The organism is Acidovorax sp. T1 (assembly GCF_002176815.1).
In the GTDB taxonomy this organism is placed as follows: Bacteria; Pseudomonadota; Gammaproteobacteria; order Burkholderiales; family Burkholderiaceae_C; genus Acidovorax.
Window position 1 is genome coordinate 781,470 of sequence record NZ_CP021648.1, and the last position, 24,502, is coordinate 805,971.

The 24,502-nt window shown below is 64.7% G+C and carries 31 protein-coding genes; 30 read left to right on the top strand and 1 reads right to left on the bottom strand.

Annotated elements, in window-relative coordinates; all coding sequences use genetic code 11:
- The first annotated feature begins 12 nt into the window (after positions 1–12).
- The 29 genes from CCX87_RS03695 to tatC all read left to right on the top strand — a co-directional run bounded on the left by CCX87_RS03695 (position 13) and on the right by tatC (position 22,253).
- The gene (locus CCX87_RS03695; protein WP_087743846.1) at positions 13–666 is read left to right on the top strand and encodes an amino acid ABC transporter permease; all 654 of its coding nucleotides are present in this window, start codon (positions 13–15) and stop codon (positions 664–666) included.
- A complete protein-coding gene (locus tag CCX87_RS03700; protein ID WP_087743848.1) occupies positions 647–1,438 on the top strand; it encodes an amino acid ABC transporter ATP-binding protein in 792 nt (263 codons plus the stop codon). The genes CCX87_RS03695 and CCX87_RS03700 overlap by 20 nt, the downstream gene beginning before the upstream one ends.
- Positions 1,439–1,762: 324 nt before the next feature.
- Complete coding sequence (locus CCX87_RS03705; RefSeq protein WP_087743850.1) at positions 1,763–2,596, top strand: ABC transporter ATP-binding protein; 834 nt, start codon at positions 1,763–1,765, stop codon at positions 2,594–2,596.
- Entirely contained in the window at positions 2,593–3,375 is a 783-nt protein-coding gene (gene mlaE, locus CCX87_RS03710) for a lipid asymmetry maintenance ABC transporter permease subunit MlaE (RefSeq protein WP_087743853.1), read from the top strand. The genes CCX87_RS03705 and mlaE overlap by 4 nt, the downstream gene beginning before the upstream one ends.
- Before the next feature lie 33 nt (positions 3,376–3,408).
- Positions 3,409–3,897, top strand: a complete 489-nt coding sequence (gene mlaD / locus CCX87_RS03715) for an outer membrane lipid asymmetry maintenance protein MlaD (protein WP_087743855.1) — start codon at positions 3,409–3,411, stop codon at positions 3,895–3,897.
- Entirely contained in the window at positions 3,894–4,697 is an 804-nt protein-coding gene (locus CCX87_RS03720; RefSeq protein ID WP_087743857.1) for an MlaA family lipoprotein, read from the top strand. Before mlaD ends, CCX87_RS03720 begins: the two co-directional genes overlap by 4 nt.
- A gap of 125 nt (positions 4,698–4,822) precedes the next feature.
- Positions 4,823–5,461: an MlaC/ttg2D family ABC transporter substrate-binding protein gene (locus tag CCX87_RS03725; protein ID WP_087743859.1), complete on the top strand. Its 639-nt coding sequence runs from the start codon at positions 4,823–4,825 to the stop codon at positions 5,459–5,461.
- 16 nt (positions 5,462–5,477) lie between these two features.
- Positions 5,478–5,750 carry an STAS domain-containing protein gene (locus CCX87_RS03730; RefSeq protein WP_087748158.1) on the top strand — a complete coding sequence of 91 codons (273 nt, stop codon included), beginning with the start codon at positions 5,478–5,480 and terminating at the stop codon, positions 5,748–5,750.
- A gap of 124 nt (positions 5,751–5,874) precedes the next feature.
- Positions 5,875–6,813: an ABC transporter ATP-binding protein gene (locus CCX87_RS03735; RefSeq protein ID WP_087743861.1), complete on the top strand. Its 939-nt coding sequence runs from the start codon at positions 5,875–5,877 to the stop codon at positions 6,811–6,813.
- Positions 6,810–7,565: an ABC transporter permease gene (locus tag CCX87_RS03740; RefSeq protein ID WP_087743864.1), complete on the top strand. Its 756-nt coding sequence runs from the start codon at positions 6,810–6,812 to the stop codon at positions 7,563–7,565. Before CCX87_RS03735 ends, CCX87_RS03740 begins: the two co-directional genes overlap by 4 nt.
- 1 nt (position 7,566) lies before the next feature.
- Positions 7,567–7,809 (top strand): BolA family protein, encoded by a 243-nt coding sequence (locus tag CCX87_RS03745; RefSeq protein ID WP_087743867.1) that lies wholly within the window; start codon positions 7,567–7,569, stop codon positions 7,807–7,809.
- Positions 7,810–7,899: 90 nt separating this feature from the next.
- Positions 7,900–9,168: a UDP-N-acetylglucosamine 1-carboxyvinyltransferase gene (gene murA, locus CCX87_RS03750; RefSeq protein ID WP_087743869.1), complete on the top strand. Its 1,269-nt coding sequence runs from the start codon at positions 7,900–7,902 to the stop codon at positions 9,166–9,168.
- Positions 9,169–9,439: 271 nt separating this feature from the next.
- Positions 9,440–10,087: an ATP phosphoribosyltransferase gene (hisG, locus tag CCX87_RS03755; RefSeq protein WP_087748159.1), complete on the top strand. Its 648-nt coding sequence runs from the start codon at positions 9,440–9,442 to the stop codon at positions 10,085–10,087.
- 19 nt (positions 10,088–10,106) lie between these two features.
- Positions 10,107–11,477, top strand: a complete 1,371-nt coding sequence (gene hisD / locus CCX87_RS03760; RefSeq protein ID WP_087743871.1) for a histidinol dehydrogenase — start codon at positions 10,107–10,109, stop codon at positions 11,475–11,477.
- A gap of 91 nt (positions 11,478–11,568) precedes the next feature.
- Complete coding sequence (hisC, locus tag CCX87_RS03765; protein ID WP_087743873.1) at positions 11,569–12,705, top strand: histidinol-phosphate transaminase; 1,137 nt, start codon at positions 11,569–11,571, stop codon at positions 12,703–12,705.
- A complete protein-coding gene (hisB, locus tag CCX87_RS03770; protein WP_087743875.1) occupies positions 12,702–13,337 on the top strand; it encodes an imidazoleglycerol-phosphate dehydratase HisB in 636 nt (211 codons plus the stop codon). The genes hisC and hisB overlap by 4 nt, the downstream gene beginning before the upstream one ends.
- A gap of 52 nt (positions 13,338–13,389) precedes the next feature.
- Positions 13,390–14,067, top strand: a complete 678-nt coding sequence (gene hisH, locus CCX87_RS03775; RefSeq protein WP_087743877.1) for an imidazole glycerol phosphate synthase subunit HisH — start codon at positions 13,390–13,392, stop codon at positions 14,065–14,067.
- 67 nt (positions 14,068–14,134) lie between these two features.
- On the top strand, positions 14,135–14,881 hold the full coding sequence (hisA, locus tag CCX87_RS03780) for a 1-(5-phosphoribosyl)-5-[(5-phosphoribosylamino)methylideneamino]imidazole-4-carboxamide isomerase (RefSeq protein WP_087743880.1): 747 nt from the start codon (positions 14,135–14,137) through the stop codon (positions 14,879–14,881).
- Complete coding sequence (locus CCX87_RS03785) at positions 14,871–15,749, top strand: D-hexose-6-phosphate mutarotase (protein ID WP_087743882.1); 879 nt, start codon at positions 14,871–14,873, stop codon at positions 15,747–15,749. The genes hisA and CCX87_RS03785 overlap by 11 nt, the downstream gene beginning before the upstream one ends.
- A 221-nt stretch (positions 15,750–15,970) precedes the next feature.
- Positions 15,971–16,993, top strand: coding sequence for a UDP-glucose 4-epimerase GalE (gene galE, locus CCX87_RS03790; protein ID WP_087748160.1), 1,023 nt, complete (start codon positions 15,971–15,973; stop codon positions 16,991–16,993).
- 78 nt (positions 16,994–17,071) lie between these two features.
- Positions 17,072–17,872 carry an imidazole glycerol phosphate synthase subunit HisF gene (gene hisF, locus CCX87_RS03795; protein ID WP_087743884.1) on the top strand — a complete coding sequence of 267 codons (801 nt, stop codon included), beginning with the start codon at positions 17,072–17,074 and terminating at the stop codon, positions 17,870–17,872.
- Positions 17,873–17,994: 122 nt separating this feature from the next.
- Entirely contained in the window at positions 17,995–18,384 is a 390-nt protein-coding gene (gene hisI, locus CCX87_RS03800) for a phosphoribosyl-AMP cyclohydrolase (protein WP_087748162.1), read from the top strand.
- Positions 18,385–18,404: 20 nt separating this feature from the next.
- Entirely contained in the window at positions 18,405–18,779 is a 375-nt protein-coding gene (locus tag CCX87_RS03805; RefSeq protein ID WP_087748161.1) for a phosphoribosyl-ATP diphosphatase, read from the top strand.
- The gene (locus tag CCX87_RS03810) at positions 18,776–19,162 is read left to right on the top strand and encodes a DUF4870 family protein (RefSeq protein WP_087743886.1); all 387 of its coding nucleotides are present in this window, start codon (positions 18,776–18,778) and stop codon (positions 19,160–19,162) included. The genes CCX87_RS03805 and CCX87_RS03810 overlap by 4 nt, the downstream gene beginning before the upstream one ends.
- A complete protein-coding gene (locus tag CCX87_RS03815) occupies positions 19,155–20,186 on the top strand; it encodes a patatin-like phospholipase family protein (protein WP_087743888.1) in 1,032 nt (343 codons plus the stop codon). The genes CCX87_RS03810 and CCX87_RS03815 overlap by 8 nt, the downstream gene beginning before the upstream one ends.
- A 42-nt stretch (positions 20,187–20,228) precedes the next feature.
- Complete coding sequence (locus CCX87_RS03820) at positions 20,229–20,585, top strand: histidine triad nucleotide-binding protein (protein ID WP_087743890.1); 357 nt, start codon at positions 20,229–20,231, stop codon at positions 20,583–20,585.
- 89 nt (positions 20,586–20,674) lie between these two features.
- Positions 20,675–20,917 (top strand): Sec-independent protein translocase subunit TatA, encoded by a 243-nt coding sequence (gene tatA, locus CCX87_RS03825; protein ID WP_086913273.1) that lies wholly within the window; start codon positions 20,675–20,677, stop codon positions 20,915–20,917.
- 20 nt (positions 20,918–20,937) lie between these two features.
- Positions 20,938–21,399: a Sec-independent protein translocase protein TatB gene (tatB, locus tag CCX87_RS03830; RefSeq protein WP_087743892.1), complete on the top strand. Its 462-nt coding sequence runs from the start codon at positions 20,938–20,940 to the stop codon at positions 21,397–21,399.
- A 56-nt stretch (positions 21,400–21,455) separates the two neighbouring features.
- On the top strand, positions 21,456–22,253 hold the full coding sequence (tatC, locus tag CCX87_RS03835) for a twin-arginine translocase subunit TatC (RefSeq protein WP_087743894.1): 798 nt from the start codon (positions 21,456–21,458) through the stop codon (positions 22,251–22,253).
- A gap of 136 nt (positions 22,254–22,389) precedes the next feature.
- Here tatC and CCX87_RS03840 read toward each other — a convergent pair whose 3' ends face one another.
- Positions 22,390–23,535: a S1C family serine protease gene (locus tag CCX87_RS03840; RefSeq protein WP_087743896.1), complete on the bottom strand. Its 1,146-nt coding sequence runs from the start codon at positions 23,533–23,535 to the stop codon at positions 22,390–22,392.
- A 136-nt stretch (positions 23,536–23,671) separates the two neighbouring features.
- Between CCX87_RS03840 and CCX87_RS03845 the strand changes: the two genes are divergently transcribed.
- Entirely contained in the window at positions 23,672–24,424 is a 753-nt protein-coding gene (locus tag CCX87_RS03845; protein WP_087748163.1) for a Nif3-like dinuclear metal center hexameric protein, read from the top strand.
- Positions 24,425–24,502 lie beyond the last annotated feature (78 nt).

Sequence of the window (24,502 nt, forward strand, 5' to 3'; positions counted from 1 at the left end):
AGTCGCCACAGCATGGACTACGTTCTCTCCCTTCTGGGCCCGCTGGCGCAGGGCGCCGCCGTCACGCTGAAGCTGTTTGCTATCACGCTGGTGCTCGCGGTGCCGCTGGGCCTAGCGCTGGCGCTGGCGCGTCTGTCGCGCTTTGCGCCGCTGTCGACGGCCGTGAACGGCTACATCTGGCTCATGCGCGGCACGCCGCTCATGCTGCAGATGCTGTTCATCTACTTTGCGCTGCCGTTCGTGCCGGTGATCGGCGTGCGCCTGCCGGACTTTCCGGCCGCCGTGGCGGCGTTTGCGCTGAACTACGCGGCCTACTTTGCCGAGATCTTTCGCGCCGGCATCCAGTCGGTGGACCGTGGGCAGTACGAGGCCGCCAAGGTGCTGGGCATGAACTACGGCCAGACCATGCGCCGCATCGTGCTGCCGCAGATGGTGCGCAGCATCTTGCCGCCCATGAGCAACGAGACCATCACGCTGGTCAAGGACACGTCCCTCATTTACGTGCTGGCGCTCAATGACCTGCTGCGCGCCGCGCGCGGCATCGTGCAGCGCGACTTCACCACCACGCCGTTCATCGTGGCGGCGGCCTTCTATCTGCTCATGACCCTGTTGCTCACCTGGGGCTTCCAGCGCCTGGAAAAACGCTATGCCAAATTCGATCAGTGACACGACCCGTGACGTCCCCATGATCGAGGCGCGCGAGCTGCGCAAGGCCTTCGGCGACAACCCGGTGCTGCGGGGCGTGTCGCTGCGCGTGCGCCGGGGCGAGGTGGTGGCGGTGATCGGGCCGTCCGGCTCCGGCAAGAGCACCTTTCTGCGCTGCCTGAACCACCTGGAAACCATCGACGGCGGCCACATCGCCATCGAAGGCGAAACGCTGGCCAGCACCGACGCGCAGGGCCGCTGCAGCTACGCCCCCGATGCCGAGTTGCGCCGCATCTGCCGCAAGACCGGCATGGTGTTCCAGCATTTCAATTTGTTCCCGCACCTCACGGTGCTGGAGAACCTGATCGAGGCGCCCATGGTGGTGCAGGGCCTGGCGCGCGGCGCGGCCGTGGCCCGCGCCGAGGCGCTGCTGGCCAAGGTGGGCTTGTCGGCCAAGCGCGACAACTATCCCGAGCGCCTGTCGGGCGGTCAAAAGCAGCGCGTGGCCATCGCGCGCGCGCTGTGCATGGAGCCGGACATCATGCTGTTCGACGAGCCCACCTCGGCCCTCGACCCCGAGCTCACCGGCGAGGTGCTGCGCACCATGCGCGAACTGGCCGAGGAGCACATGACCATGCTGGTGGTCACCCACGAAATGGGCTTTGCGCGCGAGGTGGCCCACACCGTGGCTTTCATGGACCAGGGCGAGCTGGTGGCAGCGCGGCCGGCGGCCGAGTTTTTTGCCGATCCGGGGCATGAGCGGGCGCGGGCGTTTTTGCAGCACATGCTTTGATTTTTGAATGAAATCGGTGCCTTGCGCACGTGGGATAAGCGCTAATAGCTATTTATTTAATAGCGTTATGGGCCTGGGTGCCTGGGTTGAAGCGATGCTTTGCCAGGCACACCCAGCCAAGACCCCGGTCCATGCAAGCCTGACCGCGCCCTGTCGGCAACGCGTGTCTGTGCGAGCAATTTTTAATAACCGTTGGGCATAGCTAAACGTCGCATGCCAACCACGGGTTTTAACGGTTGGCTCGGCAAAACGGAGGGGTTTCCCTTATGATGCTGGGCCTGCCGTCGGGGTCTCTGTCCTTGGCGGCGTTTTTTGTCTTGCACCATGCCATCCAACGATTCATCGCCTGCCAGCGCGCTGGCAGAGTTGCGCAACGTCACCTTCGGGTACGGCGAGCGCGTGATCCTGCGCGACATGTCGCTGAAGATCCCGCGCGGCAAAGTGACGGCGCTCATGGGGGCCTCGGGTGGGGGCAAGACCACGGTGCTGCGCCTGATTGGCGGTCAATACCGGGCGCAGCAGGGCGAAGTCCTGTTCGACCACAAGGACGTGGGGCGCATGGATGCGGCCGGCCTGTATGCGGCGCGCCGGCGCATGGGCATGCTGTTCCAGTTTGGCGCGCTGTTCACCGATCTGAATGTGTTTGAAAACGTGGCGTTTCCGCTGCGCGAGCACACCGATCTGTCGGACGCGCTGGTGCGCGACATCGTGCTCATGAAGCTCCATGCCGTGGGCCTGCGCGGTGCGCGCGACCTCATGCCCAGCCAGATTTCGGGCGGCATGGCGCGGCGCGTGGCGTTGGCGCGTGCGATTGTGCTGGACCCTGAACTCGTCATGTATGACGAGCCTTTTGCCGGGCTCGATCCCATTTCGCTGGGCACGGCTGCGCAACTTATTCGCCAGCTCAATGACGCCATGGGGCTCACTACCATCCTGGTCTCGCACGACCTGGAAGCCACCTTTGCGCTGGCCGACCATGTGATCATCCTCGGCGCTGGCGTGGTGGCGGCGCAGGGAACCCCCGATGAAGTGCGCGCCAGCACCGATCCGCTGGTGCACCAGTTTGTCAATGCGCTGCCCACAGGGCCGGTGCCTTTTCATTACCCGGGGCCCACGGCGGCCAGTGATTTTGGTCCGCTGGACGGGAGGTCTGCATGAGCTGGTGGCGTCCTTCGGATGTGGGCCTGGCCGTGCGCAGCCAGCTGGCCGATGTCGGCCAGGCCGCGCGCCTGTTCTGGCGGTTGGTACGGCTGTTTCCGGCGGCCGTGCAGCGCCCCGGGCTGGTGCGCGACCAGGTGCATTTTCTGGGCAACTACTCGCTGGCCATCATTGCCGTATCGGGCCTTTTCGTGGGCTTTGTGCTGGCGCTGCAGGGGTTCTACACGCTGCAGGATTTTGGCTCCACCGAGGCTTTGGGCCAGGTGCTGGCGCTGAGCTTGCTGCGCGAGCTGGGTCCGGTCATCGCCGCCTTGCTGTTTGCAGGGCGCGCGGGCACCTCGCTCACCGCCGAGATCGGGCTGATGCGCGCCGGCGAGCAGTTGAGCGCCATGGAGATGATGGCCGTGGACCCCGTGCGCCGCATTCTTGTGCCCCGTTTCTGGGCCGGTGTCATTGCCATGCCTTTGCTGACGCTGGTATTCAACGCAGTGGGCGTTGTGGGCGGCTGGGCGGTGGCGGTGCCCATGATTGGGCTGGACGGCGGGGCCTTCTGGAGCCAGATGCAGGGCGGTGTGGATGTTTTCAGTGACCTGGGCAACAGCGTCATCAAGAGTGTGGTGTTTGGTTTCACCGTGACCTTCGTGGCGCTGCTGCAGGGCTACACGGCCAATCCGACGCCCGAAGGGGTTTCGCGTGCCACCACGCGCACCGTGGTGATGGCCTCGCTGGCGGTGCTGGCGCTGGACTTCCTCCTCACGGCCATGATGTTCAGTATCTGACGCTGGCGCAGCCGGCGTGACAAGGAAAGCACGATGCAACAATCCAAAAACGATCTCTGGGTAGGCCTGTTTGTCATGCTCGCAGCCGCCGCGCTGGTGTTTCTGGCGCTGCAGTCGGCCAACCTGCTGCAACTGAATTTTCAGACCGGTTACCGCGTGACCGCGCGTTTCGACAACATTGGCGGCCTCAAGCCCAAGGCGGCGGTGCGCAGCGCGGGGGTGGTGATCGGGCGTGTCGAGTCGATCGCGTTTGACGACAAGACCTTCCAGGCGCGCGTGACGCTGGAACTGGACAAGCAGTATGCTTTCCCCAAGGATAGTTCCCTGAAGATACTGACCAGCGGTTTGCTGGGCGAGCAATACATCGGCATCGAGGCCGGGGCCGACGAAAAAAACCTGGTCGGGGGCGACAACCTCACTGCCACACAATCTGCCGTGGTTCTGGAAAACCTGATCGGGCAGTTTCTTTACAGCAAGGCGGAGGAGGGCGGCACGCCTTCGGACGCAGGCAGGAAAAAATGATGACCTGGAAGACTGCGGGCTTTGCCCGCCATGATGGAGCGTCCCGATTTGCCCGCGCAGGCCTGCGCTGGTGCTCCCTGGTGCTGGGAGCAGCGCTGCTGGCGGGTTGCGCCAGCGGCCCAGGAGCCCATCCCGATGACCCCTTGGAGCCCTACAACCGCAGCATGACCCGGTTCAATGATGGCGTGGATGAGGCGGTCCTCAAGCCCGTGGCCACGGCCTACAAGGACGCTGTGCCCTCGCCGGTGCGCACGGGGGTGAACAACTTCTTTGGCAACCTGGGAGACGTCTGGTCGTTTGTGAACAACGTTTTGCAACTGCGCCCCGAAGAAGCGCTCTCCAGCCTGGTGCGTTTTAACGTCAACACAGTGTTTGGTCTGGGCGGGGTGCTCGATATTGCATCGGAGATGGGGGTTGAGCGCAACCGGCAGGATTTTGGTCTCACGCTGGGGCGCTGGGGCGTGCCCACGGGACCCTATCTGGTGCTGCCCCTGCTGGGCCCATCCACCGTACGCGACACGCTGGCAATGCCCGTGGACAGGCAGGGAAACCTGGTAGGCCAGTTTGACTCAGTGTCTGCACGCAATTCGCTGTATGCCCTGCGGCTGGTGGATACCCGCGCCGACCTGCTGGGGGCCGGGGCTGTGCTGGAAAGCGTGGCACTGGACAAGTACAGCTTCACACGGGATGTGTTCCTGCAGTTGCGCGCCCAGAGCGCACAACGTCCCGGTGCCCGTGATGGAGACGGTGGCGATGACAACGACGGCATGCTGCCGCCCGAACCGGAAGCCGATCGTTGAGCGCTGCCAGCGATGCGCGCGGTTGCAATTGCTTGCATCCGCACAACGCAGCGACGCATGGCCTACACGGTGGCCCAACACAATCAAATGACAGGCGACACAGTCGCCCGATGGAAAGACCTCACATGATGAATCGACGCAATCTGGGCCGCATGGCCGCGACGCTGGCCGTGGCCTGCTCCATGGTGCCGTGGAGTGCCATGGCTGCCGACGAAGCGCCCGACGCGCTGATCAAGCGCCTGTCTACCGAGGTGATCGAAACTGTTCGTGGCGACAAGGCCGTCAAGGCGGGCGACATCACCAAGGTGATCGCCGTGGTGGACAGGATCATCATGCCCAACGTGAATTTCCGGCGCATGACGGCGGCTGCCGTGGGCCCGGGCTGGCGCCAGGCCAGCCCCGAGCAGCAAAAGCGCCTGCAGGAAGAGTTCAAGATCCTGCTGGTGCGCACCTATGCCGGGGCTCTGGCCCAGGTGACCGACCAGACCATCGCCATGAAGCCCCTGCGTGCCGCGGCCGATGACAAGGATGTACTGGTGCGCACCGAGGTCACGGGCAGTGGTGAACCGATCCAGCTCGACTACCGGCTGGAAAAAACCCCCGGTCAAGGCGCCGGCTGGAAGATCTACAACCTGAACGTGCTGGGTGTGTGGCTGGTCGAAACCTACCGCGGCCAGTTCGCCACCGAGATCAATGCGCGCGGCGTGGACGGCCTCATTGAAGCGCTTGTGACCCGCAACAAGACGAATGCCGCCAAGGGCTGACAGCGAGATCCCGCGCATGTTGGTACTTCCTTCCGAACTCACCCACCGCCAGGCCAGCGCCTGCCTGCGCATGCTGGTCCAGGGGCTGAAGGTCCTCAAGGGGCCCGAGGTGGTGGTGGATGCCAGCGCGCTGGCCGTGTTCGACAGCTCTGCGCTGGCGGTGCTGCTGGAATGCCGGCGTGAAGTGCTGGCCGATCGCAAGGCCTTTGTCCTGAAGGGCCTGCCCGCAGCGCTGGTCGGCATGGCCGGCCTGTATGGCGTGGATGCCTTGCTGCAGGTGTCCGACTGAACTTTTGCGCCGGTCGGCCGGGCCAGCTTCCAGAACGTCAACACGTTCCAATGCCTTCGGGCGCCGGGGTGTCGTTGGCCCCGGGGTGCGGTACGCACGCCAAGGCCTTAAAATCAAAGGCTTCATGCCCGCAGTCTCCTTCCAAGCCATCTCCAAGACCTTTGTCACCTCCAAGGGCCCCTTCCAGGCACTGAACCAGGTCAGCCTGGACATCGAGGAGGGCGAGTTCTTCGGGCTCCTCGGCCCCAACGGTGCCGGCAAAACCACCCTCATCAGCATCTTGGCCGGCCTGGCGCGCGCCACCAGCGGGCGTGTGCTGGTGCAGGGCAGTGATGTGCAGACGCACTTTGCCGAGGCCCGGCGCAAGCTGGGCGTGGTGCCGCAAGAGCTGGTGTTCGATCCGTTTTTCAACGTGCGCGAGGCGCTGCGCTTTCAGTCGGGCTATTTTGGCGTGAAGAACAACGACGCCTGGATTGACGAACTGCTGGCCAACCTGGGCCTGTCGGACAAGGCCAACGCCAACATGCGCCAGCTGTCGGGTGGCATGAAACGGCGCGTGCTGGTGGCCCAGGCCCTGGTGCACAAGCCGCCCATCATCGTGCTCGATGAACCCACGGCGGGCGTGGATGTGGAGTTGCGCCAGACGCTCTGGCACTTTATCGCCCGCCTGAACAAAGAGGGGCACACGGTGCTGCTCACCACCCATTACCTGGAAGAGGCCGAGGCCCTGTGCGGGCGCATCGCGATGCTCAAGGCCGGGCGCGTGGTGGCGCTCAACCGCACGTCGGAGCTGCTCAAGGCGGCCTCGGGCAGCGTGCTGCAGTTCAAGACCGATGCGTTGCTGCCACCATCTCTGGCGGCCGTGGCGCGTGTCACCGGCCGCATTGTGCAGCTGCCTGCGCACGACGCGGCCGAGATTGAAAGCCATCTGGCCGCCCTGCGCGTGGCGGGCGTGGAAGTGCAGGACATGGAGATCCGCCGGCCGGACCTGGAAGACGTATTCCTGCAAGTCATGTCGGGCACGTCGGCTTCAAACATCCCCATGGAAGGGGTTGCGCTATGACCGGCTGGCAAACCCTGTTCTACAAGGAAGTGCTGCGCTTTTGGAAGGTGAGCTTCCAGACCGTGGCGGCGCCCGTGCTCACCGCCGTGCTGTACCTGCTGATCTTTGGCCATGTGCTCGAAGACCATGTAAAGGTGTATGACCGCATCAGCTACACCGCTTTTCTGGTGCCGGGGCTGGTGATGATGAGCGTGCTGCAAAACGCCTTCGCCAACAGCTCATCGAGCCTGGTTCAGAGCAAGATCATGGGCAGCCTGGTGTTTTTGCTGCTCACGCCACTGTCGCACTGGGCCTGGTTCGTGGCCTATGTGGGCTCGTCCGTGGTGCGCGGGCTGGTCGTGGGGCTGGGGGTATTCATTGTGACCCTGGCGTTTGCGCGGCCTGAGTTTGCTGCGCCGCTGTGGATTGTGGTTTTTGCATTTCTGGGCGCGGCCCTGCTGGCCACGCTGGGGCTGATTGCCGGGCTGTGGGCCGACAAGTTCGACCAGATGGCGGCGTTCCAGAACTTTGTCATCGTGCCCATGACGTTTCTGTCGGGCGTTTTTTATTCAATCCAGTCGCTGCCGCCTTTCTGGCAGACCGTGAGCCACCTGAATCCTTTTTTCTACATGATTGACGGCTTTCGCTATGGCTTTTTTGGCCAGAGCGACACTTCTCCCTGGCTCAGCCTGGGCATCGTGGGCATTGCTTGGCTGGCCGTGAGCCTTTTTGCCGTGCACCTGCTGCGCATCGGCTACAAAATTCGGAACTGACATGACTGCAGACCAACTCAAAGACATCATCGCCGCGGGCCTGGCCTGCGATCACATCACGCTGGAGGGCGACGGCCGCCACTGGTATGCCACCATCGTCTCGGCCGAGTTCGAGGGCAAGCGGGCCATTCAGCGTCACCAGCGCGTATATGCCACGTTGGGCGCCAAGCTGGCCAATGACGAAGTGCATGCCCTGTCGATGAAGACCTTCACGCCCGCAGAGTGGGCAACGCAGGCACAGTGAATAGTGGATTGGTGCTCTTAAATTAATAGCTGTTAGCGCTTTATTCATAAGCGCTAGAAGCACTTTTCATACATATTTCTGACTTTTGCGATGGACAAACTCCTGATCCGCGGCGGACGCACCCTCCATGGCGAGGTGCTGGTCTCTGGCGCCAAGAACGCCGCCTTGCCGGAGTTGTGCGCCGCACTCCTCACAGCCGAGCCGGTGACGCTGCTGAATGTTCCCCAGTTGCAGGATGTGGGCACCATGCTCAAGCTCATCCGCAACATGGGCGTGACGGCCGATCGATCGGACGACGGCACCGTGCGCATTGACGCCGGTGCGCTCAATACGCCCGAGGCCCCCTACGAACTGGTCAAGACCATGCGCGCCTCGGTCCTGGCGCTGGGCCCGCTGCTGGCCCGCTTTGGCGAGGCCACAGTGTCGCTGCCCGGTGGCTGCGCCATCGGTTCGCGCCCGGTGGACCAGCACATCAAGGGCATGGCCGCCATGGGCGCCGAGATCGTGGTCGAGCACGGCTACATGATCGCCAGGCTGCCGGCAGGATGGACGCGCCTGAAGGGCGCACGCATCACCACCGACATGGTCACCGTGACGGGCACCGAGAACTTCCTCATGGCTGCTGCGCTGGCAGAGGGCGAGACAGTGCTGGAAAACGCCGCCCAGGAGCCTGAAATTTCGGACCTGGCCGAGATGCTGATCGCCATGGGCGCAAAGATTGAAGGCCATGGCACCAGCCGCATCCGCATCCAGGGCGTCGAGCGGCTGCACGGTTGCACCCACCGCGTGGTGGCCGACCGCATCGAGGCCGGCACCTTTTTGTGTGCCGTGGCGGCCACCGGCGGCGATGTGGTGCTGCGCCATGGGCGCGCCGACCACCTGGATGCAGTGATCGAAAAACTGCGCGAGGCCGGTGCCGACGTGCAGGCGGTCGAAGGCGGCATCCGCGTGCGCAGCGCCGGCGGCGCCACGCTCAAGGCGCAGGGCTTTCGCACCACCGAATACCCCGGTTTCCCCACCGACATGCAGGCGCAGTTCATGGCGCTCAATTGCATTGCGCAGGGCACGGCCCGGGTGACCGAGACGATTTTTGAAAACCGCTTCATGCACGTCGATGAACTGGTGCGCCTGGGCGCCAAGATCCAGACCGACGGCAAGGTGGCGGTCATCGAAGGTGGCCCGCGCTTGTCTGGCGCCACCGTGATGGCCACCGACCTGCGGGCCTCGGCCAGCCTGGTCATCGCTGGTCTGGTGGCCGACGGCGAAACCGTGGTGGACCGCATCTACCACCTGGACCGCGGCTACGACTGCATGGAAGCCAAGCTGCGCGGCATCGGCGCCGATATTGAAAGAATATGACCCCCACGCTCCGCCATTGCATTGGGTCGCTGCCCCCCGAGGGGGCCCTCGCGCCTTGGGGCGGCCCGGCGGCGCTTGAAAATATGACCCCCACGCTCCGCCATTGCATTGGGTCGCTGCCCCCCGAGGGGGTCTTCGCGCCTTGGGGCGGCCCGGCGGCGCTTGAAAATATGACCCCCACGCTCCGCCATTGCATTGGGTCGCTGCCCCCCGAGGGGGCCTTCGCGCCTTGGGGCGGCCCGGCGGCGCTCACATCAGGAACACCATGAGCATGATCACCCTGGCGCTCTCCAAGGGCCGCATCTTTGAAGAAACCCTGCCGCTGCTGGCCGCAGCCGGCATCGAGGTGCTGGAAGACCCCGAAAAATCGCGCAAGCTCATCCTGCCCACCAACCAGCCCAACGTGCGTGTGGTGCTGGTGCGCGCCACCGATGTGCCCACCTATGTCGAATACGGCGGTGCCGACATCGGCGTGACCGGCAAGGACACCCTCATCGAGCATGGCGGCCAGGGCCTGTACCAGCCGCTCGATCTGCAAATCGCCAAGTGCCGCGTCAGCGTGGCCGTGCGCAACGATTTCGACTATGCCCAGGCCGTCAAAAAAGGCTCGCGCCTGAAGGTGGCCACCAAGTACACCAGCATTGCGCGCGACTTCTTTGCGGCCAAGGGCGTGCATGTGGACATGGTCAAGCTCTACGGCAGCATGGAACTGGCGCCGCTGACGGGCCTGGCCGATGCCATCGTCGATCTGGTGTCCACCGGCAACACGCTCAAGGCCAACCACCTCGTCGAGGTGGAGCGCATCATGGACATCAGCTCGCACCTGGTGGTCAACCAGGCGGCGCTCAAGCTCAAGCAAGCGCCGCTGCGCCGCATCATCGATGCGTTCGCCTCGGCTATTCCTGCGCCAAAGAACTGAATCTTCACCGCATCACACTATGACTTTGGTAGCTGCTCCCGCCCGCCTGTCCACCGCTGCAGCCACTTTTGAGGCTGATTTTGCCGCCCGGCTGCATTGGTCTGCCGACACCGATGCGGCCATCGAGCAGCGCGTGGCCGATATCCTGGCCGATGTGCAGCAGCGCGGCGATGCGGCGGTGCTGGAATACACCGAGCGCTTTGACGGCCTCACGGCGCCGGGCATGGCGGCGCTGGAGCTGACGCAGGCCGAATTGAAAGCCGCGTTCGATGCCATTCCCGCCGTGCAGCGCGACGCCTTGCAGGCCGCCGCCGCCCGCGTGCGCAAGTACCACGAGGCGCAGAAAAAGGCCTCGGGCGAGAGCTGGAGCTACCGCGACGAAGACGGCACGCTGCTGGGCCAGAAGGTCACGCCGCTCGACCGCGTGGGCATCTATGTGCCCGGCGGCAAGGCTGCTTACCCCAGCAGCGTGCTCATGAACGCCATCCCCGCGCATGTGGCCGGGGTGGGCGAGATCATCATGGTGGTGCCCACGCCAGCCCGCAGGGACGGCCCTTGGCCGACTTCGCTCGGCACCAAAAACCTGCTCGTGCTGGCCGCCGCCTACGTGGCCGGCGTCACGCGCGCCTTCACCATCGGCGGCGCGCAGGCTGTGGCGGCGCTGGCCTACGGCACGGCCACGGTGCCCAAGGTGGACAAGATCACCGGCCCCGGCAACGCCTATGTGGCCAGCGCCAAAAAGCGCGTGTTCGGCACCGTGGGCATCGACATGATTGCCGGCCCCTCTGAAATTTTGGTGCTGGCCGACGGCAGCACGCCGCCCGACTGGGTGGCCATGGACCTTTTTTCGCAGGCCGAGCATGACGAGCTGGCGCAAAGCATTCTGCTGTGCCCCGACGCGGCCTACATCGACGCGGTGCAAGAGGCCATCGACCGCCTGCTGCCCGCCATGCCGCGCGCCGAGATCATCGCCAAAAGCCTCACCGGCCGCGGCGCGTTGATCCTCACGAAAGACATGGAAGAAGCCTGCGCCATCAGCAACCGCATCGCGCCCGAGCACCTGGAAGTCAGCAGCAACGACCCGCACCGCTGGGAGCCTTTGCTGCGCCACGCCGGCGCCATCTTTCTGGGCGCCTACACCTCGGAGAGCCTGGGCGACTACTGCGCCGGCCCCAACCATGTGCTGCCCACCAGCGGCACGGCGCGTTTCAGCTCGCCTTTGGGCGTGTACGACTTTCAAAAGCGCAGCAGCCTCATCGAAGTGAGCGAAGCCGGCGCGCAGACGCTGGGCCACATCGCCAGCGTGCTGGCCCATGGCGAAGGCCTGCAGGCCCATGCGCGCGCGGCGGAGATGCGGCTGCAGCCGTCGCTAAAGTCACCGCAACGCTGACCGAGGCCTTGGTGCACGATGCCCGGATGGCTGCCGTGCCCATGATCCACCCATTCTTTTTTGTGGCTCCCAACACACTGGACATTGCTGAATGACCTCCGCCGCCGCTCCATCGACACCCCTCAACGCCCTGGCCCGCATCCGCCCCGACGTGCGCGCCATGCATGCCTACCGCGTGCAGCCCGCCGCGGGCCTGCTCAAGATGGATGCGATGGAAAATCCCTTCGGCCTGCCGCCCGCGTTGCAGGCTGAATTGGGCCAGCGCCTGGGCGCGCTGGAACTCAACCGTTACCCCGGTCCACGCAACGACGACCTGCGCGCCGCGCTGGCGTGCCACGCCGGCATGCCCGATGGCAACGCGCTGATTTTGGGCAACGGTTCGGACGAGCTCATCAGCCTAGTCTCGCTGGCCTGCGCGCTGCCGCCCGGGGCCGATGCGGGCCGGCGCCCGGTGGTGCTGGCGCCCGTACCCGGCTTCGTGATGTATGCCATGAGCGCCAAGCTGCAGGGGCTGGACTTTGTGGGTGTGCCGCTCACGGCCGATTTCGAGCTGGACGAGGCCGCCATGCTGGCCGCTGTTGCACAGCACCAGCCGGCCATCACCTACATCGCCTACCCCAACAACCCCACGGCCACGCTGTGGGACGAGGGCGCGGTGCAGCGCATCATCGACGCCGCGGGCGCCCAGGGCGGCATCGTGGTGGTGGACGAGGCCTACCAGCCCTTTGCCAGTCGCACCTTTATCGACCGCATGCGCGCTGAAGCCCAGCGCAACCAGCATGTTCTGCTCATGCGTACGCTCAGCAAGTTTGGCCTGGCGGGAGTGCGTCTGGGTTACCTGATCGGCACGGCCGCGCTGGTGGCCGAGATCGACAAGGTGCGCCCGCCCTACAACGTGAGCGTGCTCAATGGCGAAGCCGCGCTGTTCGCGCTGGAGCATGCCGACGTGTTTGCCGCGCAGGCGGCCGAACTGGTGGCCCAGCGCATGGTGCTGATCGAGGCGCTGCGCCAGATGCCCGGCATCGAAAAGTGCTGGGACAGCGAGGCCAACATGGTGCTGGTGCGCGTGGCAGATTCGGCCAAGGCCTACGAGGGCATGAAAACCCGCAAGGTCCTGGTCAAGAACGTTTCTACAATGCACCCATTGCTGGCCAACTGCCTGCGCCTCACGGTGGGCAATGCACAAGACAACGCACAGATGCTGGCTGCACTCCAGGCCTCCTTATGACTTCCTCCGCACTCGTCACCTCCACGTCCCCCGATCCCCTGGCCGACCGCATCGCCGAAGTCAGCCGCAACACCGCCGAGACGCGCATCCGCGTGCGCATCAACCTGGATGGCACCGGCCAGGCCAAGCTGCACACGGGCATCGGCTTTTTTGACCACATGCTCGACCAGATTGCCCGCCACGGCCTGATCGATCTGGAAATTGATTGCGATGGCGACCTGCACATCGACGGCCACCACACGGTGGAAGACGTGGGCATCACCCTGGGCCAGGCCTTTGCGCGCGCCGTGGGCGACAAGAAGGGAATCCGCCGCTATGGCCATGCCTACGTGCCGCTGGATGAAGCGCTCTCGCGCGTGGTGGTCGATTTCTCGGGCCGCCCGGGCCTGCACATCGATGTGAAGTTCACGGCGGGCAGCATTGGCCAACTCGACACGCAACTGGTGTACGAGTTTTTCCAGGGCTTCGCGAACCACGCCGGCGTCACGCTGCACATTGACAACCTCAAGGGCATCAATGCCCACCACCAGTGCGAGACCATCTTCAAGGCGTTCGGGCGCACGCTGCGCGCCGCGCTGGAGCGTGATCCGCGCTCGGCGGGCGTCATTCCGTCCACCAAGGGTTCTTTGTGAAATTTTTAGAAAAAATCAAGTACTGGTGCTTGATGAATAAGCGCTAGCAGCTATGAATATGGAAGCAAAAACCGTGGCGGTCGTGGATTACGGCATGGGCAACCTGCGTTCGGTGTCGCAGGCCGTGCAGGCCGCAGCCCACGATACGGGCTGGACCGTGGTGGTCACCTCCCGGCCGCAAGATGTGCGCGCCGCCCAGCGCATCGTGCTGCCAGGGCAGGGCGCCATGCCCGACTGCATGCGCGAGCTGCGCGAATCGGGCCTGCAGGAATCAGTGCTCGAAGCTGCCGCCACCAAGCCGATGTTTGGTGTGTGTGTAGGCATGCAGATGCTGCTGGACCACAGCGCCGAGGGCCCCAACGGTGGAACACCCGGCCTGGGCCTGATCCCCGGCGACGTGCTCAAGTTCGACCTGGCTGGCCGTACCCAGCCCGACGGCAGCCGCTTCAAGGTGCCCCAGATGGGCTGGAACCAGGTGCGCCAGGTGCCGCATGCGGGCAAGGTGCACCCCGTGTGGGCTGGTGTGCCCGACAACAGCTACTTCTACTTTGTGCACAGTTTCTACGCGGTGCCGCACAATGCCGCCCATTGTGCAGGGCAGGCCGACTACGGCGGTTGGTTTGCCGCCGCCATTGCACGCGATAATATTTTTGCCACGCAGTTTCACCCGGAGAAGAGCGCGGAGCACGGCTTGGCCCTGTACCGCAATTTTCTGCACTGGAACCCCTGACCTTCCAACTTTCAACCCCGTTCGGGCCGAGCCCTGGCTCGCCCTTTTTCCCCCGAACTTCACCACCATGCTGCTCATCCCCGCCATCGACCTCAAGGACGGCCACTGTGTACGCCTCAAACAAGGCGACATGGACCAATCCACCACCTTCGGTGAAGACCCCGCCGCCATGGCCCGCAAGTGGGTGGAGCAGGGCGCACGCCGACTGCACCTGGTGGATCTGAACGGCGCCTTTGCGGGCGTGCCCAAGAACCACGGCGCCATCAAGTCCATCCTCAAGGAGGTGGGCGAGGAGATCCCGGTGCAGCTGGGCGGCGGCATCCGTGACCTCGACACCATCGAGAAATACATCGATGGCGGCCTGCGCTACGTGATCATCGGCACGGCGGCGGTCAAGAACCCCGGTTTCCTGAAAGACGCCTGCAGCGCCTTTGGCGGCCACATCATCGTGGGGCTCGATGCCAAGGACGGCAAGGTTGCCACCGACGGCTGGAGCAAGCTCACGGGCCATGAGGTGGTGGACCTGGCCAAGAAGTTCGAGGACTGGGGCGTCGAGTCCATCATCTACACCGACATTGGCCGCGACGGCATGCTCTCGGGCATCAACATCGACGCCACTGTCAAGCTGGCGCAGGCGCTCTCCATCCCCGTCATCGCCTCCGGCGGCCTGTCGAACATGGCCGACATCGAGCAGCTGTGCGCCGTGGAGCGCGAAGGCGTCGAAGGCGTGATCTGCGGCCGGGCCATCTACAGCGGCGACCTCGACTTTGCGGCTGCCCAGGCACGGGCCGACTTGCTGGGCAATGGCGCCTGACTCTGGGGTTGCCGAAGACAGCCTGGAGACATTGCAGGGGCAATCCTGCATCCGTTTGACGACCACCCAGGGCGACACCGCGCTCGTCGCCTTGCATGGCGCCCAGGTGCTTTCATGGGTGGCAGGCGGGCGCGAACGCCTGTACCTGAGCCCGCAGGCCGTGTTCGATGGCCAGTCGGCCATCCGCGGCGGTATTCCGCTGTGTTTTCCCCAGTTCAACCAACGCGGGCCCCTGCCCAAGCATGGCCTTGCGCGCAATCTGGCGTGGCGGCGTGTCCCTGTAGGCAAGGATGGGGATGCGCAGTCGGCCGTGTGCCTGGAGCTGACCGACAGCGATGCCACGCGCGCCTGGTGGCCTGAGTGTTTTGCCGCGCAGCTCACGGTGGTGCTGGGCGAGGGCAGCCTGCGGGTGCAGCTGGCGGTGCACAACACCGGCAGCATCGACGACAGGGCCTGGTATTTCACCACTGCTTTGCACACATATCTGCGCGTGGATGACGTTGGGCGCGCCCAGTTGAGCGGGCTCGATGGCTGCGCGCGCTGGGATGCCCTGGCCGATGTGCGCGGCGTTCAGCAAGGGCCTGTGTCCTTTGATGGCGAATACGACCGCGTATTCAGCGCGCCGGCCGGCTCTATGCACCTGCACGATGGCGCCAACGGCCTGCAGATCACCCAGAGCGCCAGCCTTTCCAACACCGTCGTGTGGAACCCTGGTGCAGCCCTGTGCGCACGGCTGGCCGACCTGCCGCCCGATGGCTACCGATCCATGCTGTGCGTGGAAGCGGCCCAGATCGACCAGCCCGTGGCGCTGGCGCCGGGGCAGCAGTGGCAGGGCTGGCAGCAGTTCAACCTGCTGCCGGCACTATAGGGGGCGGCCTCGGAGTCTGTTTGCGGCACATTGGGTACGGCGATTGGCGGTGCCGTGGCGCGACAGGGGGCATGTACGCTGGGTGAAAATGGTCTGGATGCGTTCGGTTTCGGCGCGCCAGGGCGCGGAAAGATAGCCGTGCCGATCCCCTGGAGCGGCGGGGCATTGCTGTCTTCTGGCCGAGTCTTCTGTCTCTTGAGTGGTTTTTGAAAGGTTTGTCTGTGATTCTTGTAACTGGCGGTGCCGGCTTCATCGGCTCACACACCTGCGTGGCGCTGGCCCAGGCGGGCATGCCCTATCTGATTCTTGACAACTTCGGCAACAGCCGCCGCTCGGTGCTGGAGCGCCTGGGGCGTATCACGGGCGCGCCGCCGCTGTGCATCGAGGGCGACGTGCGCGATGCCGATGTGCTGGCGCGCGTGTTCGCGCAGCACCCCATCGCCGGCGTGATCCACTTTGCCGCGCTCAAGGCGGTGGGCGAGTCGGTGCGCGAGCCGTTGCGTTATTACGACAACAACGTTGCTGGCACCGTGACACTGCTGCGCGCCATGCAGACAGCGGGTGTGCGCACACTGGTGTTCTCGTCGTCGGCCACGGTGTATGGCGAGCCTGCATCGGTGCCGATCCGCGAGGATTTCCCTTTGTCCGCCACCAACCCCTACGGCTGGAGCAAGCTCATGATGGAGCAGGTGCTGGCGGATGTGGACCGCGCCGAGCCCGGGCAGTGGCGCATTGCGCGGCTGCGCTACTTCAACCCCGTGGGCGCGCACGAGAGCGGGCTCATCGGCGAAGACCCGCAGGGCGAGCCCGGCAACCTGATGCCGTATGTGGCGCAGGTGGCGGTGGGGCAGCGCGCCGTCTTGAGCGTGTATGGCAACGACTACCCCACGCCCGATGGCACCGGCGTGCGCGACTACATCCATGTGAGCGACCTGGCCGACGGCCATGTGGCCGCGCTGCGCTATCTGCGCGAGCATGCCGGGCTGCTCACCGTGAATCTGGGCACCGGGCAGCCGGTTTCGGTGCTGGAGATGGTGCGCGGCTTCGCGCAGGCCAGCGGCCGGGCCGTGCCCTACCAGGTGGTGGCGCGGCGGCCGGGCGACGTGGCGCAGTGCTGGGCCGACCCGGCGCTGGCCGAGCGGCTGCTGGGCTGGCGCGCCCGCCACGGGGTGGAGCGCATGTGCGCGGACGTCTGGCGCTGGCAAAACGGCGTGGCGCGCACGCTGGCGAGCACTTTGGCGTGAGGGCGGCGCGGCGGCGGCATGGCGCTTGCGTGGTATCTTGTCGCCCCCAACCAGCCTTGCTGACAGAGCTTTCTTTCCATGCTTGCAAAACGCATCATCCCCTGCCTTGACGTGACCGGCGGTCGTGTCGTCAAGGGCGTCAATTTTGTCGAACTGCGCGATGCGGGCGACCCGGTCGAGATCGCCGCGCGCTACAACGCGCAGGGCGCCGACGAACTCACCTTTCTGGACATCACCGCCACCAGCGACGGGCGCGACCTGATCCTGCACATCATCGAGGCCGTGGCCAGCCAGGTGTTCATTCCGCTCACCGTGGGCGGCGGGGTGCGCACCGTCGAGGATGTGCGCCGCCTGCTCAACGCGGGGGCCGACAAGACCAGCTTCAACTCGGCGGCCATCGCCAACCCCGACGTGATCAGTGCGGCCTCGGCACGCTACGGCGCGCAGTGCATCGTGGTGGCCATCGATGCCAAGCGTCGCTCCGAAGACGATGCACGGCGCACGGGCCCCGATGGCCGGGCCGTGGGCCCCGGCTGGGATGTCTACAGCCATGGCGGGCGCAAGAACACCGGCCTGGATGCCGTGGCCTGGGCGAGCGAGATGGCGCGGCGCGGCGCGGGCGAGATCCTGCTGACCAGCATGGACCGCGACGGCACCAAGGCGGGCTTTGACCTGGCCCTCACGCGCGCCGTGAGCGACGCCGTGGCTGTGCCTGTGATCGCCTCGGGCGGCGTGGGCAACCTCGACCACCTGGCCGACGGGATCCAGATCGGCGGCGCCGACGCGGTGCTGGCGGCCAGCATCTTCCATTACGGCGAATTCACGGTTGGGCAGGCCAAGCAGCACATGGCTGAGCGCGGGATTCCGGTGCGGCTGTAACCTTCTTTTGCTCATTATTTGATAGCTTCTAGCGCTTTATACATAAGCGCTAGAGCCTCAAAAGGCTTCAAATACCCACGTTGGCGCCCGGCATGGGCACCCAAATCACCGAGAATCCCCCCATGAACTGGCTCAATGAAGTGAAATGGGACGCGCAGGGCCTGGTGCCCGTGATTGCGCAAGAGCAGGGCACGGGCGACGTGCTGATGTTTGCGTGGATGAACCGCGAGGCCCTGGCCAAGACGGCCGAACTGGGCCGCGCCGTGTACTTCAGCCGCTCGCGCAAGAAGCTGTGGTTCAAGGGCGAGGAATCGGGCCATGTGCAAACGGTGCACGAGATCCGCCTCGATTGCGACAACGACGTGGTGCTGCTCAAGGTCACACAGCTCGGCCACGCGCCCGGCATTGCCTGCCACACGGGCCGCCACAGCTGTTTTTTCAGTGTGCTCAAGGACGGCGCCTGGCAGGCGGTCGAGCCGGTCTTGAAAGACCCCGAATCCATCTACAAGTAACGGCAATGGACGACAAGACCATGAGTTCCAACGATTCCCTGGCGCGCCTGGCCGCCGTCATCGAAAGCCGCAAGCCCGCCCAGGGCGGCGACCCCGACAAGAGCTATGTCGCGCGCCTGCTGCACAAGGGGCCCGACGCGTTTTTGAAGAAGATCGGTGAAGAGGCCACCGAGGTGGTCATGGCCGCCAAAGATGTGGACCATGGCGCCGACAAGGCCAAAATCGTCTATGAAGTGGCCGACCTGTGGTTTCACACCATGATCGCGCTGGCCCACTACGGCCTCACGCCGGCCGATGTGCTGACCGAACTGGAGCGCCGCGAGGGCACCAGCGGCATCGAGGAAAAAGCCTTGCGCAAGGCCGTTGCGCGTGCTGCCGAGGAAGAATCGCCATGAACGACATCATCGATGTGCAGACCAACGACGAAAAGGCCGAGGGCCTGAAAGCCTGGGGCTGGGTCAGCTATGTGCTGCACCTGATCGTGGCCGTGGGCGCGGTCATTCCGGGCGCGCAGCCCGGTGCTGCGCTGCTCATCATCGCGCTCATCATCGACCTGGTGAAGCAGGGCGACAGCGCGGGCACCTGGCAGGCCAGCCACTTTGCGTGGCGCATCCGCACCGTGCTGTGGGCTGGGGTGCTGTATATCGTTACCGCGCCGCTGTGGCTGCTGTTCTTCTTCCCCGGCTGGGTGGCCTGGGGGCTGATCTCGATCTGGTTCCTGTACCGCATCGTGCGCGGCATGGTGGCCATGAACAAGAGCCAGGCCATCGATGCCTGAGGGCGACACGCTGGCCCCCATCAACCTGGCGCTGCAGGGCGGCGGATCGCATGGCGCGCTGACCTGGGGCGTGCTGGATGCGCTGCTGGAAGACGGGCGCCTGATGATCGATGGCATCAGCGGCACCAGCGCCGGGGCCATGAACGCCGTGGCGCTGGCGCATGGTTTTGCGCAGGCGGCGCAGCAGCACAAAGACCCGAAAGAGGCGCACGCCGCCGGCTGCGAACTGGCCCGTGCCGCGCTGGCGCGGCTGTGGGAAGGTGTGGGAACGCTGGGCAGCCTGATGTGGGGCACGCCGCTGGCGGCGGCCCATCCGATGCTGGGCATGATGAGTCGGTGGTTTTCGCCCTACCAGACCAATCCGCTGGACATCAACCCGCTGCGCCGGCTGCTGGAGCGCGAGGTGGATTTTGACCTGCTGTGCGCTGCCAAAGGCGCCCGGGGGCCCAAGGTTTTTGTGTGCGCCACCAATGTGCGCACCGGGCGCGGCGAAATCTTTTCGGGCGCACGCCTCAGCGCCGATGCAGTGATGGCGTCGGCCTGCCTGCCGATGCTGTTCAAGGCTGTGGAAATCGATGGGGAGCGGTATTGGGATGGCGGTTATTCCGGCAACCCCGCGCTGCACCCGCTGATCTACCAGACCGACACTTCCGACATCCTGCTGGTGCAGATCAACCCCACCGAGCACCTTGCGCTGCCCGACACGGCCCCCGAAATCATCGAGCGCATGAACGAGGTCACCTTCAATGCCAGCCTGCTGGCCGAATTGCGCGCCATCGAATTCGTGCGGCGTCTGCTGGCCGAGGGCAAGCTGGACGCGCGCCGCTACAAGAATGTGCGCATGCACCGCATCGATGGCGGGGCGGTTCTGGCCCCCTTTGGCGCCGACAGCAAGGGGCGCGCCGACATGGTATTTGTGCGCAAACTGTTCGATCTGGGGCGCGCAGCGGGCCTGGACTGGCTCAAAGCGCACCACCAGGACGTGGGCGTGCGACCCACCCTCAACATCGCCGACAATGTGTAGCTGTCAGTGCACCATTGCGCGCTGAGCAAGCCTTTTTTTACCATGCACGATCCGAACTGCCTTTTCTGCAAAATCATCGCAGGCCAGATTCCTTCGAAGAAGGTCTATGAAGACGAGGAAATCTTCGCTTTCCATGACATCCACCCCTGGGCGCCTGTGCATTTTTTGATGGTGCCCAAGCTGCATATTCCCTCCATGGCCCAGGTGGCGCCCGAGCATGCAGGCCTGCTGGGCCGCATGATGGCCCTGGCGCCGCGCCTGGCGCTGGAGCAGGGCTGCAATCCCTATCCCGACGGTGGTTTTCGCATCGTGTTGAACACGGGGCTTGAAGGCGGGCAGGAAATCCACCATCTGCATATGCATGTGATCGGCGGTCCCCGTCCCTGGCTGAAGGGCTGAACGCGCTTGTCACTGGCGGCGGTGAAGGGACTTTGAACGCCTGTCACAGCCCCCGTCTAAAATGATTCCAATTCGTTAGGAGATATTCCATGGGCTCTTTTTCTATCTGGCACTGGCTGATCGTGCTGCTGATCGTCGTGATGGTGTTCGGCACCAAGAAACTCAAGAACATGGGTTCCGACCTGGGGGGCGCTGTCAAGGGCTTCAAGGACGGCATGAAGGACGGCTCTTCGCCCGACACCAACGCTGCCACTCCCCCTGCCGGTCAGGTGGCCAACCAGGCCGCCGCCGACAAGACCACCATCGATGTCGAAGCCAAGCAAAAAAGCTGAGTCCGGACGCTGGCGCTTCCATGATTGATATTGGCCTGTCCAAGATGGCGCTGATCGGCGTGGTGGCACTCATTGTCATCGGGCCCGAGAAGCTGCCCCGCGTTGCCCGCACGGTGGGCGCCTTGCTGGGCAAGGCGCAGCGTTATGTGGCGGACGTGAAGTCCGAGGTGAACCGGTCCATGGAGCTCGACGAGCTCAAGAAGATGAAGGACACGGTCGAAAGTGCGGCGCGCGATGTGGAGCAATCCATCCAGACCAGCGCCAGCGAATTCGAAAAGGACTTGGCGCAGGCCGGCAGCACGGCCAGTGGCGAGTTGAACGATTCCTTTGCCGTGGTGCCGGCCTACAGGCATCCGGGCAAGAACTGGCGCCTGAAAAAGGGCGCCATGCCCCAGTGGTACAAGGCGCGCAGCGGCGTTCGTACCAAGGCCCTGTCGGGCGCGGCGCGCGTTGCGCGCTACCGGCCACAGAAATTCCATTGATGCTGCGCCCTGCCGCGCAGCGTTGGCGTTGCTGACGACGCCCGCGAAACTCCAACATGTCCGAAACCCCCTCCAAAGACGACGAACTGGCAGGCACCGAGCAGCCGTTTGTGCAGCACCTCATGGAGCTGCGCGACCGCCTGGTCAAGGCCATCATCGCCATCGGTGTGGCGGCTGCGCTGCTGTTTTTCTTTCCCGGCCCTGGCGCGCTCTACGATTTTCTGGCGGCGCCGCTGGTGGCGCACCTGCCCAAGGGCGCCACGTTGATCGCGACCTCGGTCATCTCGCCTTTCATGGTGCCGCTCAAGATTTTGCTGATGTCGGCCTTTTTGCTGGCGCTGCCTTTTGTTCTGTGGCAGGTCTGGGCTTTTGTGGCGCCGGGGCTCTATTCGCACGAGAAAAAACTGGTGCTGCCCCTGGTGGTGTCTAGCACGGTGCTGTTCTTCATTGGCGTGGCTTTTTGCTACTTTTTTGTGTTTGGGCAGGTGTTCAGCTTCATCCAGGGCTTTGCGCCCAAGAGCATCACGGCGGCGCCAGACATCGAGGCCTACCTGAGCTTCGTGCTGACCATGTTCCTGGCGTTCGGCATGTCGTTTGAAGTGCCGATTGCGGTGGTCGTGCTGGCCCGCATGAACATTGTGAGCGTGGAAAAGCTCAAGGGTTTTCGGGGCTATTTCATCGTGATCGCGTTCATCATCGCGGCCGTGGTCACGCCGCCAGATGTGGTGTCCCAGTTGGCACTGGCGATTCCGATGTGCCTGCTCTACGAAGTGGGTATCTGGGCGGCACAGATTTTCATCAAGCACACCCAGGCGCCCGAGGACACCGAAGAAGCGGCTTCCTCCTCTTCCTGATTTTCCTGATCTTTACAGGGGTCATACAGGCCCTGGTTTGATAGAAAAAGGCTTCCAGCGCTTACCCATCATGCGCTGGGAGCTATTTTTTTAGGAGCATCAGAAGGCGCGTTCCATTGCCTTCATGGGTGTCTTTTCAGCGCTGCACGGCACGCTGCGGCTTGGGGCGCATGCCTGGGGTGACGTTCAGGTCCACCACGGTATCGCCACGCTGCACGGCAAAGGGCGTGGCCGTGCCGGGCTTGAGCGCTGCCACGGCCGTGAGCAGTTCGGAGACGTTGCCCACGCCCTTGCCGTCAACCCGCACGATCACGTCGCCGGGGCGCAGGCCGGCCTGGGCGGCGGGGCCATCCTGCAGCACGCCGGTGATGATGACGCCCTCGGTGGCTTTCACGCCAAAGGTTTCGGCCAGCTCGGGCGAGAGTTCGTTGGGCTCCACGCCGATCCAGCCGCGGGTGACCCGGCCGTCCTTGACGATGCCGTCCAGCACCAGCCGGGCGGTGGACACCGGAATGGCAAAACCGATGCCCATGCTGCCGCCCGAGCGCGAGTAGATGGCCGTGTTGATGCCCAGCAGGTTGCCGTTCACGTCCACCAGCGCGCCGCCCGAGTTGCCGGGGTTGATGGCCGCGTCGGTCTGGATGAAATTTTCGAAGGTGTTGATCCCGAGCTGGCTGCGGCCCAGCGCGCTGATGATGCCGCTGGTCACCGTCTGGCCCACGCCAAAGGGGTTGCCGATGGCCAGCACCCGGTCGCCCACGGCCACCTGGTCGGAGTTGCCCAGCACGATCACGGGCAGCTTGTCGAGTTCGACCTTGAGGATGGCCAGATCGGTGTCGGGGTCGGTGCCGATCACGGTGGCGCGGGCACGGCGGCTGTCGGTCAGCGTGACCTCGATCTCGTCGGCGCCTTCCACCACATGGTTGTTGGTCAGGATGTAGCCGTCGGGGCTGATGATCACCCCGCTGCCCAGCCCCGCCTGGGACTGACTTCCCTGGTCGCCAAAGAAGAACTGGAACCAGGGGTCGTTGCTGCGCGGGTGCCGCACTTCCTTGCTGGTGTTGATGCTGACCACGGCAGGCGCGGCCTTGCGGGCGGCGCTGCTGAGGCTTCCTGCTTGCGGCTGCGCCGAAGCCGTGGCGGGCGCTTCGATCAGCGCAATGCCAGCGCCCGAGCGCATGGCGCCGCTGCGGATCCAGTCAGGTTGCAGCGTGGCAACAACGAAATAGGCCGCTACGAACACGGTGACGGTCTGGGAAAAAAGCAGCCAGAAGCGTTTCATGGAATGGGAAGGGTTGGCTAATAAAAAGGCAGAAAAACGCAGCACGCCGCGCTGGGCATGGCGCAATTGCACGCTGGCGCAATTGTCCTCCAAGCCCACCACAGATGGGGCCGCGGCCGCGCGCGACAATAGGCACATGCGCATTTCCCGCCAACAACTGCAGCAGGCTTTCGATGCACTGCTGCAACCCGAGCGTTTCAAGGACTACGGCCCCAATGGCCTGCAGGTCGAAGGCAAGACCGACATCGCCTGCATCGTGAGCGGCGTGACGGCCAGCCGGGCGCTGATCGAAGCCGCCATTGCCCGCCGGGCCGACGCCATTTTTGTGCACCACGGCCTGTTTTGGCGCGGCCAGGATGGCCGCATCACCGGCTGGATGCGCGAGCGCCTGCGCCTGCTGCTGGCGCACGACATCAACCTGTTTGCCTACCACCTGCCGCTGGATGCGCACCCCGAGGTGGGCAACAACGCCCAGCTGGGGCGCGTTCTGGGCTGGACGGCTGACCAGCGCTTTGGCGAGCAGGACCTCGGGTTTGCCGGGCCGGCCACGTTTGATGGGGTGCAGGCACTGGCCGACCATGTGGCCCAGCGCCTGGGGCGCCCCGTGACGCTGGTGCAGCCGGCGGCGCAACGGCGCATCCAGCGCGTGGCCTGGTGCACGGGCGGGGCGCAGGGCTATTTCGAATCGGCCATCGCTGCCGGGGCCGATGCCTTCATCACCGGCGAAATCTCGGAGCCCCAGGCCCATCTGGCCAGGGAAATGGGCGTGGCCTTCATCGCTGCCGGGCACCATGCCACCGAGCGCTACGGCGCCCCCGCCGTTGCCGCGCTGGTTGCGCAGCAGCTGGGTGTGGAGCACCATTTCATCGAGATTGACAATCCGGCATGAGCGCTGCGGAATGCTCTGCTTGTCTTTTGCTATTTATTTAATAGCTTGTAGCGCTTAATACATAAGCGCTACAAGCTG

What these genes read in the sequence shown, in the direction of transcription:
- hisF (WP_087743884.1), top strand. Translation starts at nt 17,072, where the DNA reads ATGCTTGCAAAACGCATCATCCCCTGCCTTGACGTGACCGGCGGTCGT.
- hisD (WP_087743871.1), top strand. Translation starts at nt 10,107, where the DNA reads ATGACTTTGGTAGCTGCTCCCGCCCGCCTGTCCACCGCTGCAGCCACT.
- CCX87_RS03820 (WP_087743890.1), top strand. Translation starts at nt 20,229, where the DNA reads ATGCACGATCCGAACTGCCTTTTCTGCAAAATCATCGCAGGCCAGATT.
- CCX87_RS03720 (WP_087743857.1), top strand. Translation starts at nt 3,894, where the DNA reads ATGATGACCTGGAAGACTGCGGGCTTTGCCCGCCATGATGGAGCGTCC.
- CCX87_RS03725 (WP_087743859.1), top strand. Translation starts at nt 4,823, where the DNA reads ATGATGAATCGACGCAATCTGGGCCGCATGGCCGCGACGCTGGCCGTG.
- CCX87_RS03730 (WP_087748158.1), top strand. Translation starts at nt 5,478, where the DNA reads ATGTTGGTACTTCCTTCCGAACTCACCCACCGCCAGGCCAGCGCCTGC.
- hisC (WP_087743873.1), top strand. Translation starts at nt 11,569, where the DNA reads ATGACCTCCGCCGCCGCTCCATCGACACCCCTCAACGCCCTGGCCCGC.
- CCX87_RS03810 (WP_087743886.1), top strand. Translation starts at nt 18,776, where the DNA reads ATGAACGACATCATCGATGTGCAGACCAACGACGAAAAGGCCGAGGGC.
- CCX87_RS03785 (WP_087743882.1), top strand. Translation starts at nt 14,871, where the DNA reads ATGGCGCCTGACTCTGGGGTTGCCGAAGACAGCCTGGAGACATTGCAG.
- mlaE (WP_087743853.1), top strand. Translation starts at nt 2,593, where the DNA reads ATGAGCTGGTGGCGTCCTTCGGATGTGGGCCTGGCCGTGCGCAGCCAG.
- hisG (WP_087748159.1), top strand. Translation starts at nt 9,440, where the DNA reads ATGATCACCCTGGCGCTCTCCAAGGGCCGCATCTTTGAAGAAACCCTG.
- CCX87_RS03700 (WP_087743848.1), top strand. Translation starts at nt 647, where the DNA reads ATGCCAAATTCGATCAGTGACACGACCCGTGACGTCCCCATGATCGAG.
- CCX87_RS03815 (WP_087743888.1), top strand. Translation starts at nt 19,155, where the DNA reads ATGCCTGAGGGCGACACGCTGGCCCCCATCAACCTGGCGCTGCAGGGC.
- hisB (WP_087743875.1), top strand. Translation starts at nt 12,702, where the DNA reads ATGACTTCCTCCGCACTCGTCACCTCCACGTCCCCCGATCCCCTGGCC.
- CCX87_RS03740 (WP_087743864.1), top strand. Translation starts at nt 6,810, where the DNA reads ATGACCGGCTGGCAAACCCTGTTCTACAAGGAAGTGCTGCGCTTTTGG.
- CCX87_RS03735 (WP_087743861.1), top strand. Translation starts at nt 5,875, where the DNA reads ATGCCCGCAGTCTCCTTCCAAGCCATCTCCAAGACCTTTGTCACCTCC.
- tatA (WP_086913273.1), top strand. Translation starts at nt 20,675, where the DNA reads ATGGGCTCTTTTTCTATCTGGCACTGGCTGATCGTGCTGCTGATCGTC.
- tatC (WP_087743894.1), top strand. Translation starts at nt 21,456, where the DNA reads ATGTCCGAAACCCCCTCCAAAGACGACGAACTGGCAGGCACCGAGCAG.
- hisH (WP_087743877.1), top strand. Translation starts at nt 13,390, where the DNA reads ATGAATATGGAAGCAAAAACCGTGGCGGTCGTGGATTACGGCATGGGC.
- CCX87_RS03695 (WP_087743846.1), top strand. Translation starts at nt 13, where the DNA reads ATGGACTACGTTCTCTCCCTTCTGGGCCCGCTGGCGCAGGGCGCCGCC.
- CCX87_RS03845 (WP_087748163.1), top strand. Translation starts at nt 23,672, where the DNA reads ATGCGCATTTCCCGCCAACAACTGCAGCAGGCTTTCGATGCACTGCTG.
- hisI (WP_087748162.1), top strand. Translation starts at nt 17,995, where the DNA reads ATGAACTGGCTCAATGAAGTGAAATGGGACGCGCAGGGCCTGGTGCCC.
- murA (WP_087743869.1), top strand. Translation starts at nt 7,900, where the DNA reads ATGGACAAACTCCTGATCCGCGGCGGACGCACCCTCCATGGCGAGGTG.
- CCX87_RS03805 (WP_087748161.1), top strand. Translation starts at nt 18,405, where the DNA reads ATGAGTTCCAACGATTCCCTGGCGCGCCTGGCCGCCGTCATCGAAAGC.
- tatB (WP_087743892.1), top strand. Translation starts at nt 20,938, where the DNA reads ATGATTGATATTGGCCTGTCCAAGATGGCGCTGATCGGCGTGGTGGCA.
- mlaD (WP_087743855.1), top strand. Translation starts at nt 3,409, where the DNA reads ATGCAACAATCCAAAAACGATCTCTGGGTAGGCCTGTTTGTCATGCTC.
- CCX87_RS03840 (WP_087743896.1), bottom strand. Translation starts at nt 23,535, where the DNA reads ATGAAACGCTTCTGGCTGCTTTTTTCCCAGACCGTCACCGTGTTCGTA.
- CCX87_RS03745 (WP_087743867.1), top strand. Translation starts at nt 7,567, where the DNA reads ATGACTGCAGACCAACTCAAAGACATCATCGCCGCGGGCCTGGCCTGC.
- hisA (WP_087743880.1), top strand. Translation starts at nt 14,135, where the DNA reads ATGCTGCTCATCCCCGCCATCGACCTCAAGGACGGCCACTGTGTACGC.
- CCX87_RS03705 (WP_087743850.1), top strand. Translation starts at nt 1,763, where the DNA reads ATGCCATCCAACGATTCATCGCCTGCCAGCGCGCTGGCAGAGTTGCGC.